The following is a 15,914-nucleotide window of genomic DNA, read 5'->3' on the forward strand; positions in this document are numbered from 1 at the left end:
GATTGAACCGCCCTCCTCATTCCGTGATGGTCCGCAGGACCAGACCCGGAATGACGGCGCTAAGTGAACGCCGCGGTCTCCTCAGCTACCAACCGCTCCAGCGCGACCTTCGAGGCGCGTTGATCGCTGACAAGCTTCTTGGCCATGGCGAGTCGGGTGATCGCCCGCACCACCGCCGTCGCCACCGGGTTGGGGCCTTCGGGCTTCGCGCAGCGCAACGACAGGTGCGTGCCACCGTTTTCGAGCGGCGTGAGTTCCGCCGTCTGCCTCACGATGGCGCCCATCGGGAGCCGGATATGCCAGGTGACGTAGTCGAACGGCCGCCAGTCGACGATATCGTGCACCGTCGAATCCTTACCATGGGCGCAATGCTGCGTCGCTCCCAGCCCGATCCGCCCCCGGGCAAGTCCGGTCATCGTCATGCCGTCGATGCCGTGCTGCCAGCGGATCTTCTTCTCGATGTCGGTGACATAGGCCCAGGCCATCGCCGGCGGCACCGGCAGGTCACATTCCATCGATTCGAAAGCCAAGGGCTCGTCGTGCTGCACCACAACGCGGCGCGTCGTGCGCCATTGCGCAAAGATCGGGGCCAGATCGTAAACGTAACAAACCGTCTCGCCGAACTCGCCAAGGTTCTCGACGTGACGGATCGTACTAGCGAAGAAATCCGGCAGGCCGATTGCGTCTGCCGCCTGCTCCGTCACCAGCGCGTAGGCCTTGATGCCGGTCGCCGCCGTCACAGAGTTCTTCATCAGCCGGTGCAGGCGGATCACCTCCGCTCCCTGCAATTCGGTGCGTCCCGCCATCTCCTGCGTGGCATAAGTGCCGTGATGCAGGAAGAACTTCAGGTCGAGCTGGTTCATGTTGCGGCACGCGTTGCAGGTGCACGTCGTATTCAGGCGCATGGCCCCGAGCGTATTGGCAAAACTGCAATAGATGCGCTCGATCGCATCGAGCGGAAACTGGCGCTGCGGCAGATTCGCGTCGGGCAGATAGGTCAGTGCCGCGTCGCCCTGCAGGTTGGACAGGATGATTGGCGCCTTGATCTCGGCAAAAATGCTCTTGAACAGCGCATCGAGAATTCCCTGCGCGTGCTCGAGCTCCGAGCGCGTGAGGAACATGGTGTAACCGGTAATATCGGCGACGAGCAGAAAGCCCTGTTGCGCCATAGCGTGTACTCGCGGAGGATTACGACGCGAAATGCAATCAGTTTAGCAGAAAGTTGCGGTCCGCGCGCCGGAGAATGAGAGGTATTCCCGTCCCCACCTTGCTCCGCGAAGGTGGATAAGCCACCATCCTCTTGCTCAGATCATAACTACAAAAAGAGCAGGAAACGCATGAGCAAATCCTCCGGATCTTCCTACGGCTGGGTCGTGGTCGCCGTGGGCGCGCTGATGACCTGCGTGGCGTTCGGGTCGATGCTGTCGCTGGCGGTGTTCCTGCAGCCGATTTCGCAAGACATGGGCTGGTCCCGCAGCGGCGTGTCGGCGGCGGCCACGATCGACTTTCTTGCGATGGGACTGGCGGCATTTTTCTGGGGCGCGCTGTCCGACCGGTTCGGCACCCGCATCGTGGTGCTGTCGGGCACACTGCTGCTCGGCGCCGGGCTGATCGGGGCGAGCCAAGCCACCAGCCTGTGGCAGTTCCAGCTGGCGTTCGGCGTCCTGATTGGCGTCGCGGCCGGCAGTTTCTATGCGCCGATGGTGGCGGCGGCGAGCGCCTGGATCGAACACCGCCGCAGCCTCGCCGTCGCGCTGGTATCGGCCGGCATGGGCGTTTCGCCACTGACGGTTGCCCCATTCGCAAGCTGGCTGATCACGACCTATGACTGGCGCACGGCGATGCTGGCGATCGGCATTGTCGCATTGTCGCTTTTGATTCCGGCCTCTCTGCTCGTGCGACAGCCGCCAGAGCCTTCGACACCTGCTGCCGCAAATGGAACCGGCGCACCTGACGGAGAGTGGACCGTCGCGCAGGCGTTGCGAACACCACAATTCATCATCCTGGCAGGAGCGCATTTCGCCTGCTGCGCGGCGCATTCCGGGCCGATCTTTCACATGGTGAGCTATGCCATGATCTGCGGCATTGCGCCTTTGACCGCCGTCACCGTCTACAGCCTCGCCGGATTCTCCGGGCTCGGCGGCCGGCTGCTGCTCGGTGTATTGGCCGATCGCCTCGGCGCCAAGCACGTTCTGGTCGGCGGCCTGTTCGTTCAGGCCTTGTCGATTGCGACCTTTCTCGCGGTCGGCCAGCTCGGCGAGTTCTATGCGCTGTCGGTGCTCTTCGGCCTCGCCTATGGCGGCGTGATGCCGCTCTACGCCGTGCTGGTGCGCGAATTTTTCGGCGTACGCATCATGGGCAGCATGTTCGGCGCCGTCTCCGCCTTCGCCAGCCTCGGCATGGCGCTCGGCCCGCTCGCCGGCGGATGGGTGTTCGACACCTTCCACGCCTACAACTGGCTCTATGTCGGCTCCTTCGCCATCGGCTTGGCCGCCGTCGCCGTGGCGCTGAGCTTCCCATCGGCCAGGCGGCCGTCGCAACCGTCGCTCGATCTGGGGCGGGCGACGGCGTGAAGCAGCAAGGCGCCCCCTCGCCGCCTTGATCGACGGCCGTGGATAGGCCACCATCCCGCTCGCGCAAAAAACAAGAGAATGCGAGGAAGCGCATGAACAGGCATACCGGCATCGACCTGGTGGAGCGCGCGAAAGCGCTGGCTCCCTTGATCATGCGCGAAGCCGACGAGATCGAGCGGACGCGGCGGCTGACGCCTGCCGTGACACAGGCGCTGATCGAGAACGGGCTTTACCGCGCGCTGCTGCCGCAAAGCTTTGGCGGCGCCGAGGTGCCGCTCGAAACCTTCATGCAGATGCAGGAGGAGGTGGCAAAAGCCGATGCCTCGACCGCGTGGTGCCTTGGCCAGTGCAGCGTCTGCGCGATGACCGCGGCCTATCTCGATCCCGACGCCGCCAACGAAATCTTCAATGTCGCGCCCGGCATTCTGGCCTGGGGCGCGATCAACCATGAAGTGCAGGCGGTTCCGGGCGGCTACAAAGCCAGCGCGCGCTGGGATTTTGCCTCCGGTTCGCGGCAGGCGAGCTGGCTGGGCGCCCATGTCCGTGTCGTCGAGGCTGATGGCACGCCGCGGCGCAAGCCGGATGGGTCGCCGGAGATTCGCACCATCCTGTTTCCGGTGACCAGCGCCACGCTATACGACGTCTGGGACGTGATTGGCCTGCGGGGCACCGGCACCGATTCCTATTCGGTCGAAGATCTCTTCATATCAGAGAAATTCGCCGCACTTCGCGACGAACCGGAGGCGCGGCGCGAAAACGGACCGCTGTACAAGCTCTCCACCAACATGGTGTTCGGCATGGGCTTTGCGGCAACCTCACTCGGCGTCGCCCGCGCGACGCTCGATGCGGCGATCGACCTTGCCCGCGCCAAGACCCCGCAGGCGCTGAAAGCGATGCGCGACAACAATGCCGTGCAGGGATTGATCGGCCGCACCGAGGCGAGCCTGCGTGCCGCGCGCGCCTATCTCTACGCGACCGCGGCCGAAGTCTGGCGGGACCTTTCGCGCGGCGAGGCCACCACGGAGGCGCATCGCGTGGCGCTTCGCATCGCCACCACCTGGACCATCCATCAATCGGCCGCCGTGGTCGACACCGCCTATCACATGGCCGGCGCCACGGCGGTGTTCAACGCCAACAGGTTCGAGCGCCGATTTCGCGACATGCATGCGATCGCGCAGCAGATCCAGGGCCGCGACGCCCATTATGAGGATGCCGGCAAGGCGATCCTGTCAGGCAATCTCGATACGCCGCCGACGATGCGATGAAGCGGCCGTCCCGGCTCGCGCGGCAAAGCGCTTCAAATCGGAACCCCGTTGCACGGTGCGCGTTGCTTTTCCAGCAACCGCAACAACGAGGGAGATACGGCATGCCCCGCGGTGACAAATCCAGCTATACGGACAAGCAGAAACGCAAGGCCGAGTATATCGAGGAGGGTTACGAGAAACGCGGCGTCGGCAAGAAGGAAGCCGAACGGCGGGCATGGGCGACCGTCAACAAGGAAACCGGTGGCGGCAACAAGAGCGGCTCCGGCCGCGGCGTGAAGGACACCAATGTTTCCGCCCGGCGCGGCGGCCGAATCGGCGGACCGCGCGGCGGCAAGGCCGCTGCCAGCCGTCCGGCTGCAGCACGATCGCGCTCTGCCAAGAAGGCTGCAGCCACGCGCAAACGCAAGGCAGCCGCCAGATCAAGTGCGCGCAAAACGGCGCGGAGGAAGTAGGACCAATTCCGCTTCCGCGCGCCAGCATCCTGCTTTAGGCGACCCGCGATTAGCCCGAGGCAGGATGTGCTGACAGTGCGATGAAGAACACAGCCGGGAGCGGCGCGCGGGCCGCAGCAAACACGATCGAATCGGCTAGCGCGCTCTGCGCGCGCCGAATAGCTTGCCCTTCCAGCCACGCGCAACGATTAGCGCCGCCATCAACAGAACCAGGACGGCCGCTCCAGTATCAAGGACCCGCTCGCCCGCCGAGCAGCGGCCGACGTCGCCGATACAGGCACTGGACATCATGCCGGCTGAGTTGAGGCTCACGATCAGAGTCAGATAGAAACCGAGCATCGACACGAGGTACACGCAAATCACCGCAACGCGTCGCCATCGTGACGGCAGGCTGGCATCCGACGGATCGTTCCGTTCCTCAATGTATTGGCCCGGCCATGCCTTCGCGGGATCGCGGATCTGCACGGTGGATTTCGTCAGAATATCGTGAACCGCCTGGTTGCGGCGGGTCGCCGCCAGAATGACGAACGAGTACAGGCCGAGCACACCCTTGATTGCGACGCGGGCGCAGGCTTTGAGGAAGCTCACATTGCCACCGGTGCGTTCATCAACGACGCGTAGATTGGTGAAATAGTGCCCGAGCGTGCTTCCAGTGAACGACACCAGAACTGGCTCGTAGAGAAAGAGCGTTGCTATCACCATGACTCCGAGCACGCGGGTAAGATTGTCGTTTCGTACCGTGCTCGCCAGCATCAGCGCGCCGAAAAGGATGGCCATGACGATCATCCAGTCGAGCACAATTCCGCGAAAGCGCCGTGAAAACCGCGCATATTTCGGCGCAGGAGGGGCCGGCGGATCTGAATAAAGGCTCATTTGAGATACCGGACTTCGATCATGGTCATCAATTATGCACCTTCGCGAATAAATGGGCTAGTGTGTCCGACGAATTGCACGGACCGGTTGCGATGACGAAAACACCAAGGACAAATTCTCCGCATAGAAAGCGCGCGGGTGTCTCTGAGCCCACAGTCGACGCGATCTTCGACGCCTACCCCAGCCCGGTCAAAACCAGACTGCTGGCGCTGCGCCGGCTGATCTTCGATACCGCTGACACCACCGAGGGCGTCGGCCCCCTGGAAGAGACGCTGAAATGGGGGCAGCCGAGCTATCTCACGACCGAAAGCAAGAGCGGCAGCACGATCCGGATCGACCAGGTGAAGGCGGAAGCCGGCCGGTACGCGGTCTATTTCCACTGCCAGACCGATCTGGTCGAGACTTTTCGCGAGCTCTATCCGGAGCTGCGCTATGGCGGCAACCGCAGCATTCTGCTCGACGCCGGCGAGAAGCTGCCCGAGAAAGCGTTGCGCCACTGCGTGGCGCTGGCGCTGACGTATCATGCGAGGAAGCGTACGCGCGTAAAATAGCCATCCGTCATTGCGAGCGAAGCAATCCATCTCTCCACGCAAGCGGAAAGATGGATTGCTTCGTCGCTACGCTCCCTTGCGCAAACGCTTTGCGTTTGTCGCAGGCAATGACGGCTGCGAAGGATACGGCCGCTCACGCCACCAGCGCCGCACCTGCCGGCGAGCTCCAGTTGCCCTGCGTCTTCAACATGCTCACGATCTCCGCATTGGGCCGCGCGCGGCTGAACAGGAAACCCTGCCCCTCGTGGCATCCCTCGTTGCGCAGACAGTTCACTTCGGCTTCGGTCTCGACGCCTTCCGCCGTGATGGTGACGCCCAGGCCCTTGCCGAGGCTGATGATCGAACGCACGATCGCCTGCGCGTCGGGATTGGCGGCGAGGTCGCGCACGAAGGACTGGTCGATCTTGATCTTGTCGAACGGAAAGCTGCGCAGGTAGCTCAGGCTGGAATAGCCGGTGCCGAAATCGTCCATCGAGATGCGCACGCCGAGCGCGCGCAGCGCATGCAGGGTCGCCAGCACCTCGCTGCTCTTTTCCAGAAGCAGCGTCTCGGTGATCTCTAGTTCCAGGCGCCTAGCCGGCAGGCCGGACTGCTTCAGCGTATCGGTGACCAGCGACAGCAGATTGCCGAGGCGGAACTGCAGCGGTGACAGATTGACCGCGACGTGGACGTCGTCGGGCCATTGCGCTGCATCGGTGCAGGCGCGGCGCAGCATCAAACCGCCGACGGCGTTGATCAGTCCGGTTTCCTCCGCAACGGGGATGAATTCGGCCGGCGAGATCATGCCGCGCTCGGGATGCGGCCAACGAACCAGCGCTTCGAAGCCGGTGATGCGCCCATTCGAAAGATCGACCAGCGGCTGGTAATAGGGCCGCAGCGCATCGCCCTGGACGGCCTCGCGCAGCTCGGTTTCGATCTTGCGGCGGGTCTGCGCGCGCGCATCCATTCCGGCCTCGAAGAACGAGAATGTGCCGCGCGAATCGTTCTTGGCGCGCGACAATGCAAGGTCGGCGTTCTTCAACAGCTTTTCGGATTCATCGCCGTCGCCGGGTGACATCGCAATGCCGATGCTGGCGCCGATCACGACGGAATGCCCATCCAGAAGATAGGGATCGCCGATGGCGTCCAAGAGGCGCCTCGCCAGGAACGCCGCATCCTCAGGCCGCGTCACCCCGCTCTGGACGATCGCGAATTCGTCGGAATTGAGCCGGGCCAGCGCATCGTCGTCGCGCAGCATCGATCGCAATCGCTTGCCGACGCCGCGCAGCAGCTTGTCGCCGGTGCCATGGCCGAGCGTATCGTTGACCGCCTTGAAATGGTCGAGGCCGAGCACGAGCACCGCCACCTGCTCGGCGTTGCGGCGCGTGCGCAGCAGGGTGTCGTCCATCTGTTGACGCAGTAAATTGCGGTTCGGCAGCCCGGTCAGGCCGTCATGCTGGGCCATGAAAGTCAGCCGCGCCTCGGCGCGTTTGCGCTCGGTGGTGTCCATCAGCGCCAGCAAGATCGCAGGCCGATCGCCGTAAACCAGCTGGCGTGAATAGATCGCCAGATCGATCAGCGTACCGTCGGCCCGGACGTGCTTCCAGGTGCGTGCCGCGCGCTCGTCGCCGATCCATGGCAGTTCGGCGTCGAAGGCCTGCAGGCTGCGGATCGTCAGCTTCTCGAATTCGCGGCGGCTGTAACCATAGTGCTGGATCGCGGCGTCGTTGACGGCGAGAATATGCTCGTCACCCAACGCGCAGACGATCATCGGAACCGGATTGCTGTCGAACAGCAGCCGGAACGAAGCCTCCCGCTGCTTCAACTCGGTGATATCGACGCGCAGGCCGATGATGCCGCCATCCTCGGTGAGGCGTTCGTCGATCAGGATGACGCGGCCGTCGGCAAGCGTCTGTTCATGCCGTTCGCCGGGCTGGTACAGCTTCTTGAGCCGCTCGGCGATCCATTCTTCCTCGCGCCCGATGGCCTCCGGATAATCGCCGCGCGTGACGCCGACGCGGATCGTATCTTCCAGCCGTGCGCCCGGCTTGAACAGGTCCGAACTGCGGCGGTACATCTCTGCATATTTCTTGTTCCAGAGAATATAGCGGCCTTCGGCATCGAGAAACACGACGCCCTGCGGCAGGATGTCGATTGCCTCCCGCAAGCGCTCGTGCGATTTGCGCGCCTCGGCCAGAGCGGCGTCAACCTCGGCGTGCTTGCGCGCGATCTCGCTGGCCGCAGCGGGCGGGCGACGCTCGCGTTTGGCGGGAGGTTTGGGCGCAGGTTTTGCCGGCCGACCGCGAAAGCGGACAATCGCCGCCTGCTTGAGCTTCCCTGCTGTTCTTCGCTTCTTCGTCGACATCGCTACGCCTACCCCGCACCTTTGTGCGGGCGATGTTGTCAGATAAGTATCTGAAAAAATGGTATCTCTTGCCGCTGAAAGCTCTCCCGCGCGCCACATTCATTGCCTGTCGGAAAGGCGGGCGCACGCCCTGCGTGTGTCGCTTTTTGACGTAAATCGCAAATTCACAGGGCAAAATCGTCGCGCTCGCACGGCGCGCATGCAACGCGTGTCCCTGGATGCACAAGGAATGCGCGAAACGCCGCGCGTGCGCACGATAATCGGTCAACGACCAACAGGGTTATCGCGCGGTTAAGAAAGGCGACATCACGCCCGTTCAACTCAAGGCAGCCGCCGCGGCTTGTGCTTCCGGCACGACGTCGTGATCGTAGAGCCGTCTGCGGAACGCCGCATGCGCTGCGATCTCGGCATCGCGAACACCGAGATCGGCATAGGAAGAGTCGTAGCGCATGCCATTCTCGCGCGCACCGCGCTGAACCGCCGCCACCCGCTCGCGTCGAAGCCGCTCATACGCAAGCAGTGCCGCCGGCACGCTGGCGCGCTCGGTACGCGCCAGAATTGTCGCCAGCGCCATGCCGTCCTCGATCGACTGGTTGGCGCCCTGGCCGAGATGCGGCAGCATCGGGTGCGCGGCATCTCCGAGCAGCGTCAAGCGGCCGCGCGTCCAGGTCGGCAACGGCTCGCGGTCGTACAGCGCCCATCGGAACGTCTTTTCGACCTGGCTCAACAGTGTCCCGATGCGCGGGTCCCAGCCCTCGAACTCGCGGCGCAGCACATCGGGATCTCCGGGCGCCGACCATGATTCCTTCATTTCCGCATCGGCCGGCACGAAGCCGACATAGTTGATGAGCTTGCCCGATCGCACCGGAAAGCTGAGGAAGTGTTTTCCCTTGCCCAGCCACATTTGCCAGCAATCGGTCGGCCAGTGCGGAATGCGCCGATGCGGCAGCACGCCGCGATAGGCGACGGACCCGTGGAAGACCGGCCGCGACGGCGGCGCCGCATAGGGCCGGAGCTCCGAGTGGATGCCATCCGCCGCGATGACGACGTCGCCTTCGGCCATCGCGCCGTTGGCGAACGACACACGCGCGACCTCGCCGGTCTGCTCAAAGCCTGTGCCGCGATGGCCCGTCCGCACCACGCCTGATGGCAATGCGCGCGACAGCATCTCGACGAGGTCCGCGCGATGCATGCCGAAGGTGGCGTTCCAGCCCGCGGAGTCCGTCACCTGGACCGGAGCGATCGGCGCGCCATCGTGGCGAAAATACTGAGATGCGTGGCCGACCCTGGCGCCCCATCGCTCCACCTGATGTCCAAGGCCTACCCGCTGCAATTGTCGCACGCTGTTCGGCGTCAGGAATACCCCTGCCCCGACCTCGCCGAGCGCAGGTGCCTGCTCGTAGACGGAAACATCGAAGCCGCGGGCGATCAGCGCGTTCGCGGCGAAGAGCCCGCCAATTCCGCCTCCAATGATCACAACAGTGAGCTGCGGCTCTGTCATCGTCCCACGCAAAAAATGCTTCGGAAGCTTGCCCGTTCAAGCTATCCTTCCTTGCTGCGAACACCAAGCGCCGACAGCTCAGACTGGACGGAGCAAAATGGCAGCGGGAGGAGTTTGAATGCACGGCTCTACGGCAGCTCTGCTTCCCGTCCGCCGTAAATTGGCGATACTGACGCTACTTCTGGCCTTCTTCGTGCCTGGTCACACGCAGGCGCTGGCCGGCGATTACCCGGACCGTCCCGTAAAAATCGTCGTTCCATTTCCGGCCGGAGGAACGGCCGACGCGATTCCAAGGATTGTCGCCGACTGGCTGTCGCGCAAATGGAGCCAGCCCGTTGTCATCGAGAACCGCACCGGCGCCGCCGGAAACATCGGCGCCGAACAGGTCTACCATTCGGCGCCCGACGGCTACACCCTGCTCTCGTCACCGCCGCCGCCGCTTGTGATCAATCACAATCTGTACCCCAGGCTCGGCTTCGATCCGACGAAGTTCGAGCCTGTCATCGTCATGGCCCATGTGCCGAATGCGCTGATCGTCAATCCGACCAACATCAAGGCATCGAGCGTGCCCGAGCTGATCGAATACCTAAAGGGCAATTCCGACAGAACCATCTGCGCCACGCAAGGCAACGGCACCACCTCGCACCTGACCTCGGAGCTGTTTCAACTGATGGCGAAGGTGAAGCTGCGGCACATTCCGTATCGCGGCTCGGCGCCTGCGCTGCAGGGTCTGGTCGCCGGCGACGTCGACGTCATGTTCGACAATCTCGGCGTATCGCTGGCCCTGGTGCAGGCCGGCAAGCTGAAGCTGCTCGCGGTCGCCTCATCCGATCGTCTGCCGGCGCTGCCGAATGTACCGACGATGGCCGAAACGCTTCCGGGTTTTGAAGCGGTCGCCTGGTACGGCATCGTGGCGCCGCCCAAAACTCCGAAAAACATCATCGACAAGATCAATGCCGATGTGAACGAGGCATTGCGTCAGCCCGAGGTGCGGGACCAGCTCAAGAAACTATCCGCCGGGATTTTTGGCGGCCCGGCCGACAGGACATCCGCCTACATGCGCGACGAAGTCGACCGGTGGGCTGCGGTGATCAAGTCGGCCAATATCGAGTTGCAGTAAGCCTCAATTGATGTCGATCCGCGTGTGGCGTGGTCCGTTGCAGGCCAGAGCAGCGGCTGCGGCGAGATCAAGCAATTGCGAGGGCTTGCCCTGTCCCCGTCTCCCCGGTTTCATGCTATGCTTGTTGGAATAGAGTGATCCGATGACCCCTCGCCTGATTCTGATCCCGCTCATCACCGTAATGGCCGCCGTTAACGCCGCGGGCGCATGGGCGCAGGACAAGGGCACGGTCAACCCAAAACCGCTGCCGCCGCTCGCCAACCCCAACGATCCCAAGATCGGCGCCAAGGAGTTGTTCGGCCGCAAGGTGTTGCCGGCGGCGATGCCGACGCGCGTGCACGGATTCTATGCCCATGGCTGCATCGCGGGCGCGGAAGGGCTGCCGATCAACGGCGACAATTGGCAGGTGATGCGGCTGTCGCGCAATCGATACTGGGGACATCCCGACCTGGTCGCGCTGGTCAAGCGGCTTGCTTCCAAAGCACGCAGGGATGCCGGCTGGCCGGGCATCCTGGTCGGCGACATGTCGCAGCCGCGCGGCGGGCCGATGTTCACCGGACACGCCAGCCATCAGGTGGGGCTCGACGCCGACATCTGGCTGACGCCGATGCCGAACCGGCAACTATCGCGCAACGAGCGCGAGGAAATGTCGGCCGTCATGATGGTGCGCGACGACCGGCTCGATATCGATCCCCGGGTATTCACACCGGGCCACCTTGCGGTGATCCGCGCTGCCGCGCAGGAGCCCAGCGTGCAGCGCATCTTTGTCAATGCCGCGATCAAGAAGGCGCTCTGTCGTGAGGCGAAAGGCGACCGCCACTGGCTCCACAAGGTGCGGCCGATGTACGGCCACGACTATCACTTCCACATCCGCATCAAATGCCCGCCCGGCGCCGGCGAATGCGACAGCCAACCCGATCCGAACGAAGGCGAAGGCTGCAGCACCGGCGATCTCGCCTACTGGTTCAGCGATGCGGTACTGCATCCGAAACCACCGAAAGTGCCGCCGAAGCCGAAGCCGCCGATGACCATGGCCGCACTGCCGCCGGCCTGCAAGACCGTGTTACATGCGCCGGACGCAAAGCCTTGACTGCACAGGTTCAAATCCGCAGGAGAATGACGATGAAGATTTGGCCCGTGATTGCATCCGTCGCTTTCGTCACGAGCGTGCATGCACAAACCCCTTATGCCGGGATGAGATGCGCCCGATCAAGGCGCTTTCCGAGCAGCACATTGCCGACCTCGGCACCGGCCGCGGCATGGGGCTGGCGCTCGCGGCCGAACTAAACGGCTACCCGGGACCCTCGCACGTTCTCGAACTCGCCGACAAGCTCGACCTCTCCGCCGAGCAACGCGCCAAGATGCAAAGCCTGTTCGATTCCATGAAGGCCGAAGCGATGCCGCTTGGCGCGAAGCTGATCGAGCAGGAAGCCGAACTGGACAAGCAGTTTGCAGCCCGCACGGTCACGCCGGAAAGCCTGCAGGCGTCCACCGCGGGCGTTGCCACGACGCAGGGAATGCTGCGCGAAACCCATCTGAAATATCACTTGTCGACCGGAAACATCCTGACCCCGTCGCAGATGACAAAGTATGCGGAATTGCGCGGTTACGGCGCCGGCGGGCACAAGCGACACCACCATTGACACCCCGGCTGCACCTTAGGCGGTGCAGCCGCCTTTACCTCCTGCTCCATCCTGACTATTGTCAGGGCTGGCGATATCCTGATCGACCGCAAGTCCTCCAGGGAATACCGGAACGGCGCTTCCGACGGTCGCCTTGACCCAACCAACGCCTGTCTTGCGCGCGGCAACCGCGGCTCGCAATCATGCATGGAGCGCCCGATGAATCGTCTTGCCGGCCTTTTCGTGGCCTTCGCCATTTCGCTAGCAGCCGTCCCCACGCCGGCCGCCGCGCAGGACAAGTCCCTGACGATCTTCGCCGCAGCCTCGATGAAGAACGCGCTCGATGAGATCGACGCCGCCTACACCGCGAAAACCGGGATCAAGATCACGGTGAGCTATGCCGCAAGCTCGGCATTGGCAAAACAGATCGAACAGGGCGCGCCGGCCGACGTGTTCATCTCCGCCGACACCGACTGGATGGATTACGCGACGTCAAAAAAGACGATCATTGAATCGAGCCGGGTCAATCTGCTCGGCAACAACATCGTGCTGATCGCACCGAAGGATTCCAAGGTCGACAATGTGAACATCGGCCCTGGCTTCGATCTCGCCAAGCTCGCCGGCGACGGCCGGATCGCCACCGGCGACGTGAAATCCGTGCCGGCCGGCAAATACGCCAAGGCGGCGCTGGAGAAACTCGGTTCGTGGCAGGCCGCCGAGCCGAAATTCGCGATGGCCGAAAGCGTGCGCGCCGCGCTGACGCTGGTCGCGCGTGGCGAGGCCGTTCTCGGCATTGTCTATTCCACCGACGCCAAGATCGAGCCCGGCGTCAAGATCGTCGGCACCTTCCCGGCCGATTCCCATCCTGCGATCGTCTATCCCGTCGCGGCGACCGCGACGGCGAAGCCGGAGACGGCGGACTATCTCGCCTTCCTGCGCTCGACGGCGGCGAAAGCCATCCTCGAGAAATACGGCTTCAAGTTCCTCGTCAGCCCTTCCACCTGATGTTCGAGATATCGCCCGCTGAATGGACGGCCATCCTGCTCTCGCTGCGGGTCGCCGTCATCGCAACGCTGGTGGCGACGCCGTTCGGCATCGCGCTGGCGTGGCTGCTGGCGCGGCGTGAGTTCTGGGGCAAGTCGGTGCTCGATGCATTAGTTCATTTGCCGCTGGTGCTGCCCCCCGTGGTCACCGGCTATTTGCTGCTGCTGACCTTCGGCCGCCGCGGCCTGGTCGGCGCATGGCTCGCCGATAACCTCGGCATCGTGTTCGCGTTTCGCTGGACCGGGGCGGCACTGGCCTGCGGCATCATGTCGTTCCCACTTCTGGTGCGGCCGATCCGGCTGTCGATCGAGGCGATCGACCGCCGCCTGGAACAGGCGTCGAGCACGCTCGGCGCCGCACCGTGGCAGGTGTTTGCGACGGTAACCCTGCCGCTGGCACTGCCGGGCGTGCTGGCCGGCATGGTGCTCGGCTTCGCCAAGGCGATCGGCGAGTTCGGCGCCACCATTACCTTCGTCTCCAATATCCCCGGCGAGACCCAGACCATCTCGACGGCGATCTATTCGCTGATCCAGACCCCCGACGGCGACGCCGCGGCCGGGCGGCTGGTGCTGATCTCCATCGTGATCGCGATGGGCGCCCTGATCGCGTCCGAATGGTTCGCGCGACGCGCCACCAGACGCCTGCACGGGAACTGACCATGCTGCGCGTCGACGTCACCAAACAGCTCGGCGAATTCTCGCTCGAAGCCGCGTTCGAAAGCCAGGGCCGCGTCACCGGCCTGTTCGGCGCGTCCGGCGCCGGCAAGACCTCGCTGATCAACATGATCGCCGGCCTGCTGCGGCCGGACCGCGGCGTCATCGCGCTCGATGGCGAAACGCTGGATGACACGTCGAAAGGCATTCATGTGCCGCCGCACCGGCGGCGCATCGGATATGTGTTCCAGGACGCACGGCTGTTTCCGCATCTCGACGTGCGGCAAAATCTCGACTACGGCCGGCGCATGAACCGCCTTGCCGTGGATCCAGCGCAGCACGCGCGCGTCACCGACTTGCTCGACATCGGCCATCTGCTCGACCGCCGGCCCGGAAAACTCTCCGGCGGCGAGCGCCAGCGCGTCGCGCTTGGCCGTGCGCTGCTGTCAAAGCCGCGCCTGCTGCTGCTCGACGAGCCGCTGGGCTCGCTCGACGAGAGCCGCAAGGAGGAAATCCTGCCCTATCTGGTGCGGCTGCGCGACGAAGGCATTCCGATGGTCTATGTCAGCCACGACGCCGCCGAACTGCGTCAACTGGCGACGCAGATCGTGATGCTCAAGCGCGGCCGCGTAACCGCGCTCGGCGGCGTCAAGGTGCTGACGTAGCGCGTCCACGATTGACGCCGTCAATTCGCCAAGCCGATTGCTGTCGCGGGTACGCGCCCCGGCAGGCAACGGATGTTCAGCTGGCGGACAGGATGCTTCGCGGGTCTATATCTCGGTGCGACGCAACGTAATCGATATCACCGCGCGTGATACCGATGTCCGCAAGCTCGCTGTCCGTCAGGTGACACAATTGAGTACGCAGCCTATCCCCTTTGCGCCACTCCAGAAATGCATTCCAATAATTTTCGAAAGGACTGTAAACCTGCCGCTTTGCCGTTGCCGGTCCCAGCTCGGTAATCCCGTGGATCGTGCTCATGGCGGTGTCCTGTCTGGACTGTTTCACCATGCAAAGGTGCCGCAAGACGCACCAGCGCGCTTAACTGGAGGCTTACATTTCCTTTACCGAAGGCTTATTCTTGGCGGATAATTGCTGCCCCGCTCTCGGGGGTAGAGGACAAGCTTGGGAAATGGTGCCATGCGCTATTTCTTCGAGGACTTTGCGTTGGACACCGACCGGCGCGAGTTGCGGCGCGGGCCCGATGTTGTGCCTACGACGCCACAGGTACTCGATCTGCTCGAGTATTTAGTCCGCAGCAGGGATCGCGTCGTCAGCAAGGACGATCTGGTTAACGCGATTTGGAATGGTCGGATTGTATCTGATGCGGCGCTGACGACCCGGCTGAACGCCGTCCGACGCGCGATCGGCGACTCCGGCGAGCAACAACGTCTTATCAAGACATTTCCACGAAAGGGTTTTCGTTTCGTGGGCGCTGTACACGATGATGAGGGTCGGCGCCCAGGAACCGCGGTGGTCTCAGACGCCCTCGCCGAACTGTCAACGCTTGCCCGCGCTGCCGGGAAGGCCGCGGTTTCGGTCCCAGATCCCTCCGAAAAAGTAGTTGGCAAACGGCGATCCGATGGCTGGCTGGGTCACCTCAGAGGCCGTTTGAAGCTCGTGGGCGGCGCGTTGGCCTCGGTTGCCGCCATCGGCGTAATTGCCGGCGGCGTTGCCGGTTATTGGAATGTCTGGAAGACGGTCCGTACCGATGTAGTTCGGGAAGCTCAAAAGATCCAGGGACAACCGACTGTCAGGCCCGAGATCGCGCCTCGCCTCTCTCTCGTCGTGTTGCCCTTTGCCAACCTCAACAACGATCCAGAGCACGACTACTTTGCCGACGCCATCACGACAAATTTGACGGCCGATCTCTCGCGAGCGCCCGCCACTTTCGTCATTGGACGCGAGGTCGCCTT

At 63.6% G+C, this 15,914-nt stretch carries 15 protein-coding genes and 1 pseudogene; 11 read left to right on the top strand and 5 right to left on the bottom strand.

The features are described 5' to 3' along the window. Nucleotides 1-59: 59 nt before the first annotated feature. The gene (locus JQ624_RS28630) at nt 60-1,169 is read right to left on the bottom strand and encodes a DUF2652 domain-containing protein (protein WP_212422254.1); all 1,110 of its coding nucleotides are present in this window, start codon (nt 1,167-1,169) and stop codon (nt 60-62) included. 168 nt (nt 1,170-1,337) lie between these two features. Between JQ624_RS28630 and JQ624_RS28635 the strand changes: the two genes are divergently transcribed. The 3 genes from JQ624_RS28635 (at nt 1,338) to JQ624_RS28645 (ending at nt 4,290) form a co-directional block, all read left to right on the top strand. Then, nucleotides 1,338-2,573: an MFS transporter gene (locus JQ624_RS28635; protein ID WP_212422255.1), complete on the top strand. Its 1,236-nt coding sequence runs from the start codon at nt 1,338-1,340 to the stop codon at nt 2,571-2,573. Nucleotides 2,574-2,665: 92 nt separating this feature from the next. Beyond that, complete coding sequence (locus JQ624_RS28640; protein WP_212422256.1) at nt 2,666-3,838, top strand: acyl-CoA dehydrogenase family protein; 1,173 nt, start codon at nt 2,666-2,668, stop codon at nt 3,836-3,838. A gap of 101 nt (nt 3,839-3,939) precedes the next feature. Then, the gene (locus JQ624_RS28645; protein ID WP_212422257.1) at nt 3,940-4,290 is read left to right on the top strand and encodes a plasmid stabilization protein; all 351 of its coding nucleotides are present in this window, start codon (nt 3,940-3,942) and stop codon (nt 4,288-4,290) included. 135 nt (nt 4,291-4,425) lie between these two features. On the opposite strand, the gene JQ624_RS28650 is transcribed toward JQ624_RS28645, so the two are convergent. Then, nucleotides 4,426-5,076, bottom strand: coding sequence for an RDD family protein (locus JQ624_RS28650; RefSeq protein ID WP_249130145.1), 651 nt, complete (start codon nt 5,074-5,076; stop codon nt 4,426-4,428). Between the two features lie 29 nt (nt 5,077-5,105). Between JQ624_RS28650 and JQ624_RS28655 the strand changes: the two genes are divergently transcribed. Then, a complete protein-coding gene (locus JQ624_RS28655) occupies nt 5,106-5,714 on the top strand; it encodes a DUF1801 domain-containing protein (protein WP_312014511.1) in 609 nt (202 codons plus the stop codon). 133 nt (nt 5,715-5,847) lie between these two features. Here JQ624_RS28655 and JQ624_RS28660 read toward each other — a convergent pair whose 3' ends face one another. Together JQ624_RS28660 and JQ624_RS28665 are read right to left on the bottom strand one after the other, a co-directional pair. Continuing rightward, entirely contained in the window at nt 5,848-8,058 is a 2,211-nt protein-coding gene (locus JQ624_RS28660) for a bifunctional diguanylate cyclase/phosphodiesterase (RefSeq protein WP_212422259.1), read from the bottom strand. Between the two features lie 316 nt (nt 8,059-8,374). Next, on the bottom strand, nt 8,375-9,559 hold the full coding sequence (locus tag JQ624_RS28665; RefSeq protein WP_212422260.1) for an FAD-dependent monooxygenase: 1,185 nt from the start codon (nt 9,557-9,559) through the stop codon (nt 8,375-8,377). Nucleotides 9,560-9,677: 118 nt separating this feature from the next. Here JQ624_RS28665 and JQ624_RS28670 point away from each other — a divergent pair, with 118 nt between their 5' ends. From JQ624_RS28670 to modC, 6 genes are all read left to right on the top strand, one after another. Next, nucleotides 9,678-10,679 carry a tripartite tricarboxylate transporter substrate binding protein gene (locus tag JQ624_RS28670; protein ID WP_212422261.1) on the top strand — a complete coding sequence of 334 codons (1,002 nt, stop codon included), beginning with the start codon at nt 9,678-9,680 and terminating at the stop codon, nt 10,677-10,679. Nucleotides 10,680-10,821: 142 nt separating this feature from the next. After that, on the top strand, nt 10,822-11,769 hold the full coding sequence (gene mepA / locus JQ624_RS28675) for a penicillin-insensitive murein endopeptidase (protein ID WP_212422262.1): 948 nt from the start codon (nt 10,822-10,824) through the stop codon (nt 11,767-11,769). A 109-nt stretch (nt 11,770-11,878) separates the two neighbouring features. Then, nucleotides 11,879-12,322 (top strand): Spy/CpxP family protein refolding chaperone, encoded by a 444-nt coding sequence (locus JQ624_RS28680; RefSeq protein ID WP_249130146.1) that lies wholly within the window; start codon nt 11,879-11,881, stop codon nt 12,320-12,322. Nucleotides 12,323-12,520: 198 nt separating this feature from the next. Next, nucleotides 12,521-13,306 carry a molybdate ABC transporter substrate-binding protein gene (modA, locus tag JQ624_RS28685; protein WP_212422263.1) on the top strand — a complete coding sequence of 262 codons (786 nt, stop codon included), beginning with the start codon at nt 12,521-12,523 and terminating at the stop codon, nt 13,304-13,306. Then, a complete protein-coding gene (modB, locus tag JQ624_RS28690) occupies nt 13,306-14,001 on the top strand; it encodes a molybdate ABC transporter permease subunit (protein ID WP_212422264.1) in 696 nt (231 codons plus the stop codon). The genes modA and modB overlap by 1 nt, the downstream gene beginning before the upstream one ends. 2 nt (nt 14,002-14,003) lie before the next feature. Beyond that, complete coding sequence (gene modC, locus JQ624_RS28695) at nt 14,004-14,663, top strand: molybdenum ABC transporter ATP-binding protein (RefSeq protein ID WP_212422265.1); 660 nt, start codon at nt 14,004-14,006, stop codon at nt 14,661-14,663. 76 nt (nt 14,664-14,739) lie between these two features. Here modC and JQ624_RS28700 read toward each other — a convergent pair whose 3' ends face one another. Further along, on the bottom strand, nt 14,740-14,979 hold the full coding sequence (locus JQ624_RS28700) for a DUF1127 domain-containing protein (RefSeq protein WP_212422266.1): 240 nt from the start codon (nt 14,977-14,979) through the stop codon (nt 14,740-14,742). A gap of 159 nt (nt 14,980-15,138) precedes the next feature. Here JQ624_RS28700 and JQ624_RS38800 point away from each other — a divergent pair. Continuing rightward, nucleotides 15,139-15,462: pseudogene (locus tag JQ624_RS38800) on the top strand (transcriptional regulator); the annotation flags it as partial. Nucleotides 15,463-15,914: the final 452 nt, after the last annotated feature.

The sequence above is a fragment of the Bradyrhizobium sp. AUGA SZCCT0283 genome, from assembly GCF_018130385.1.
In the GTDB taxonomy this organism is placed as follows: domain Bacteria; phylum Pseudomonadota; class Alphaproteobacteria; order Rhizobiales; family Xanthobacteraceae; genus Bradyrhizobium.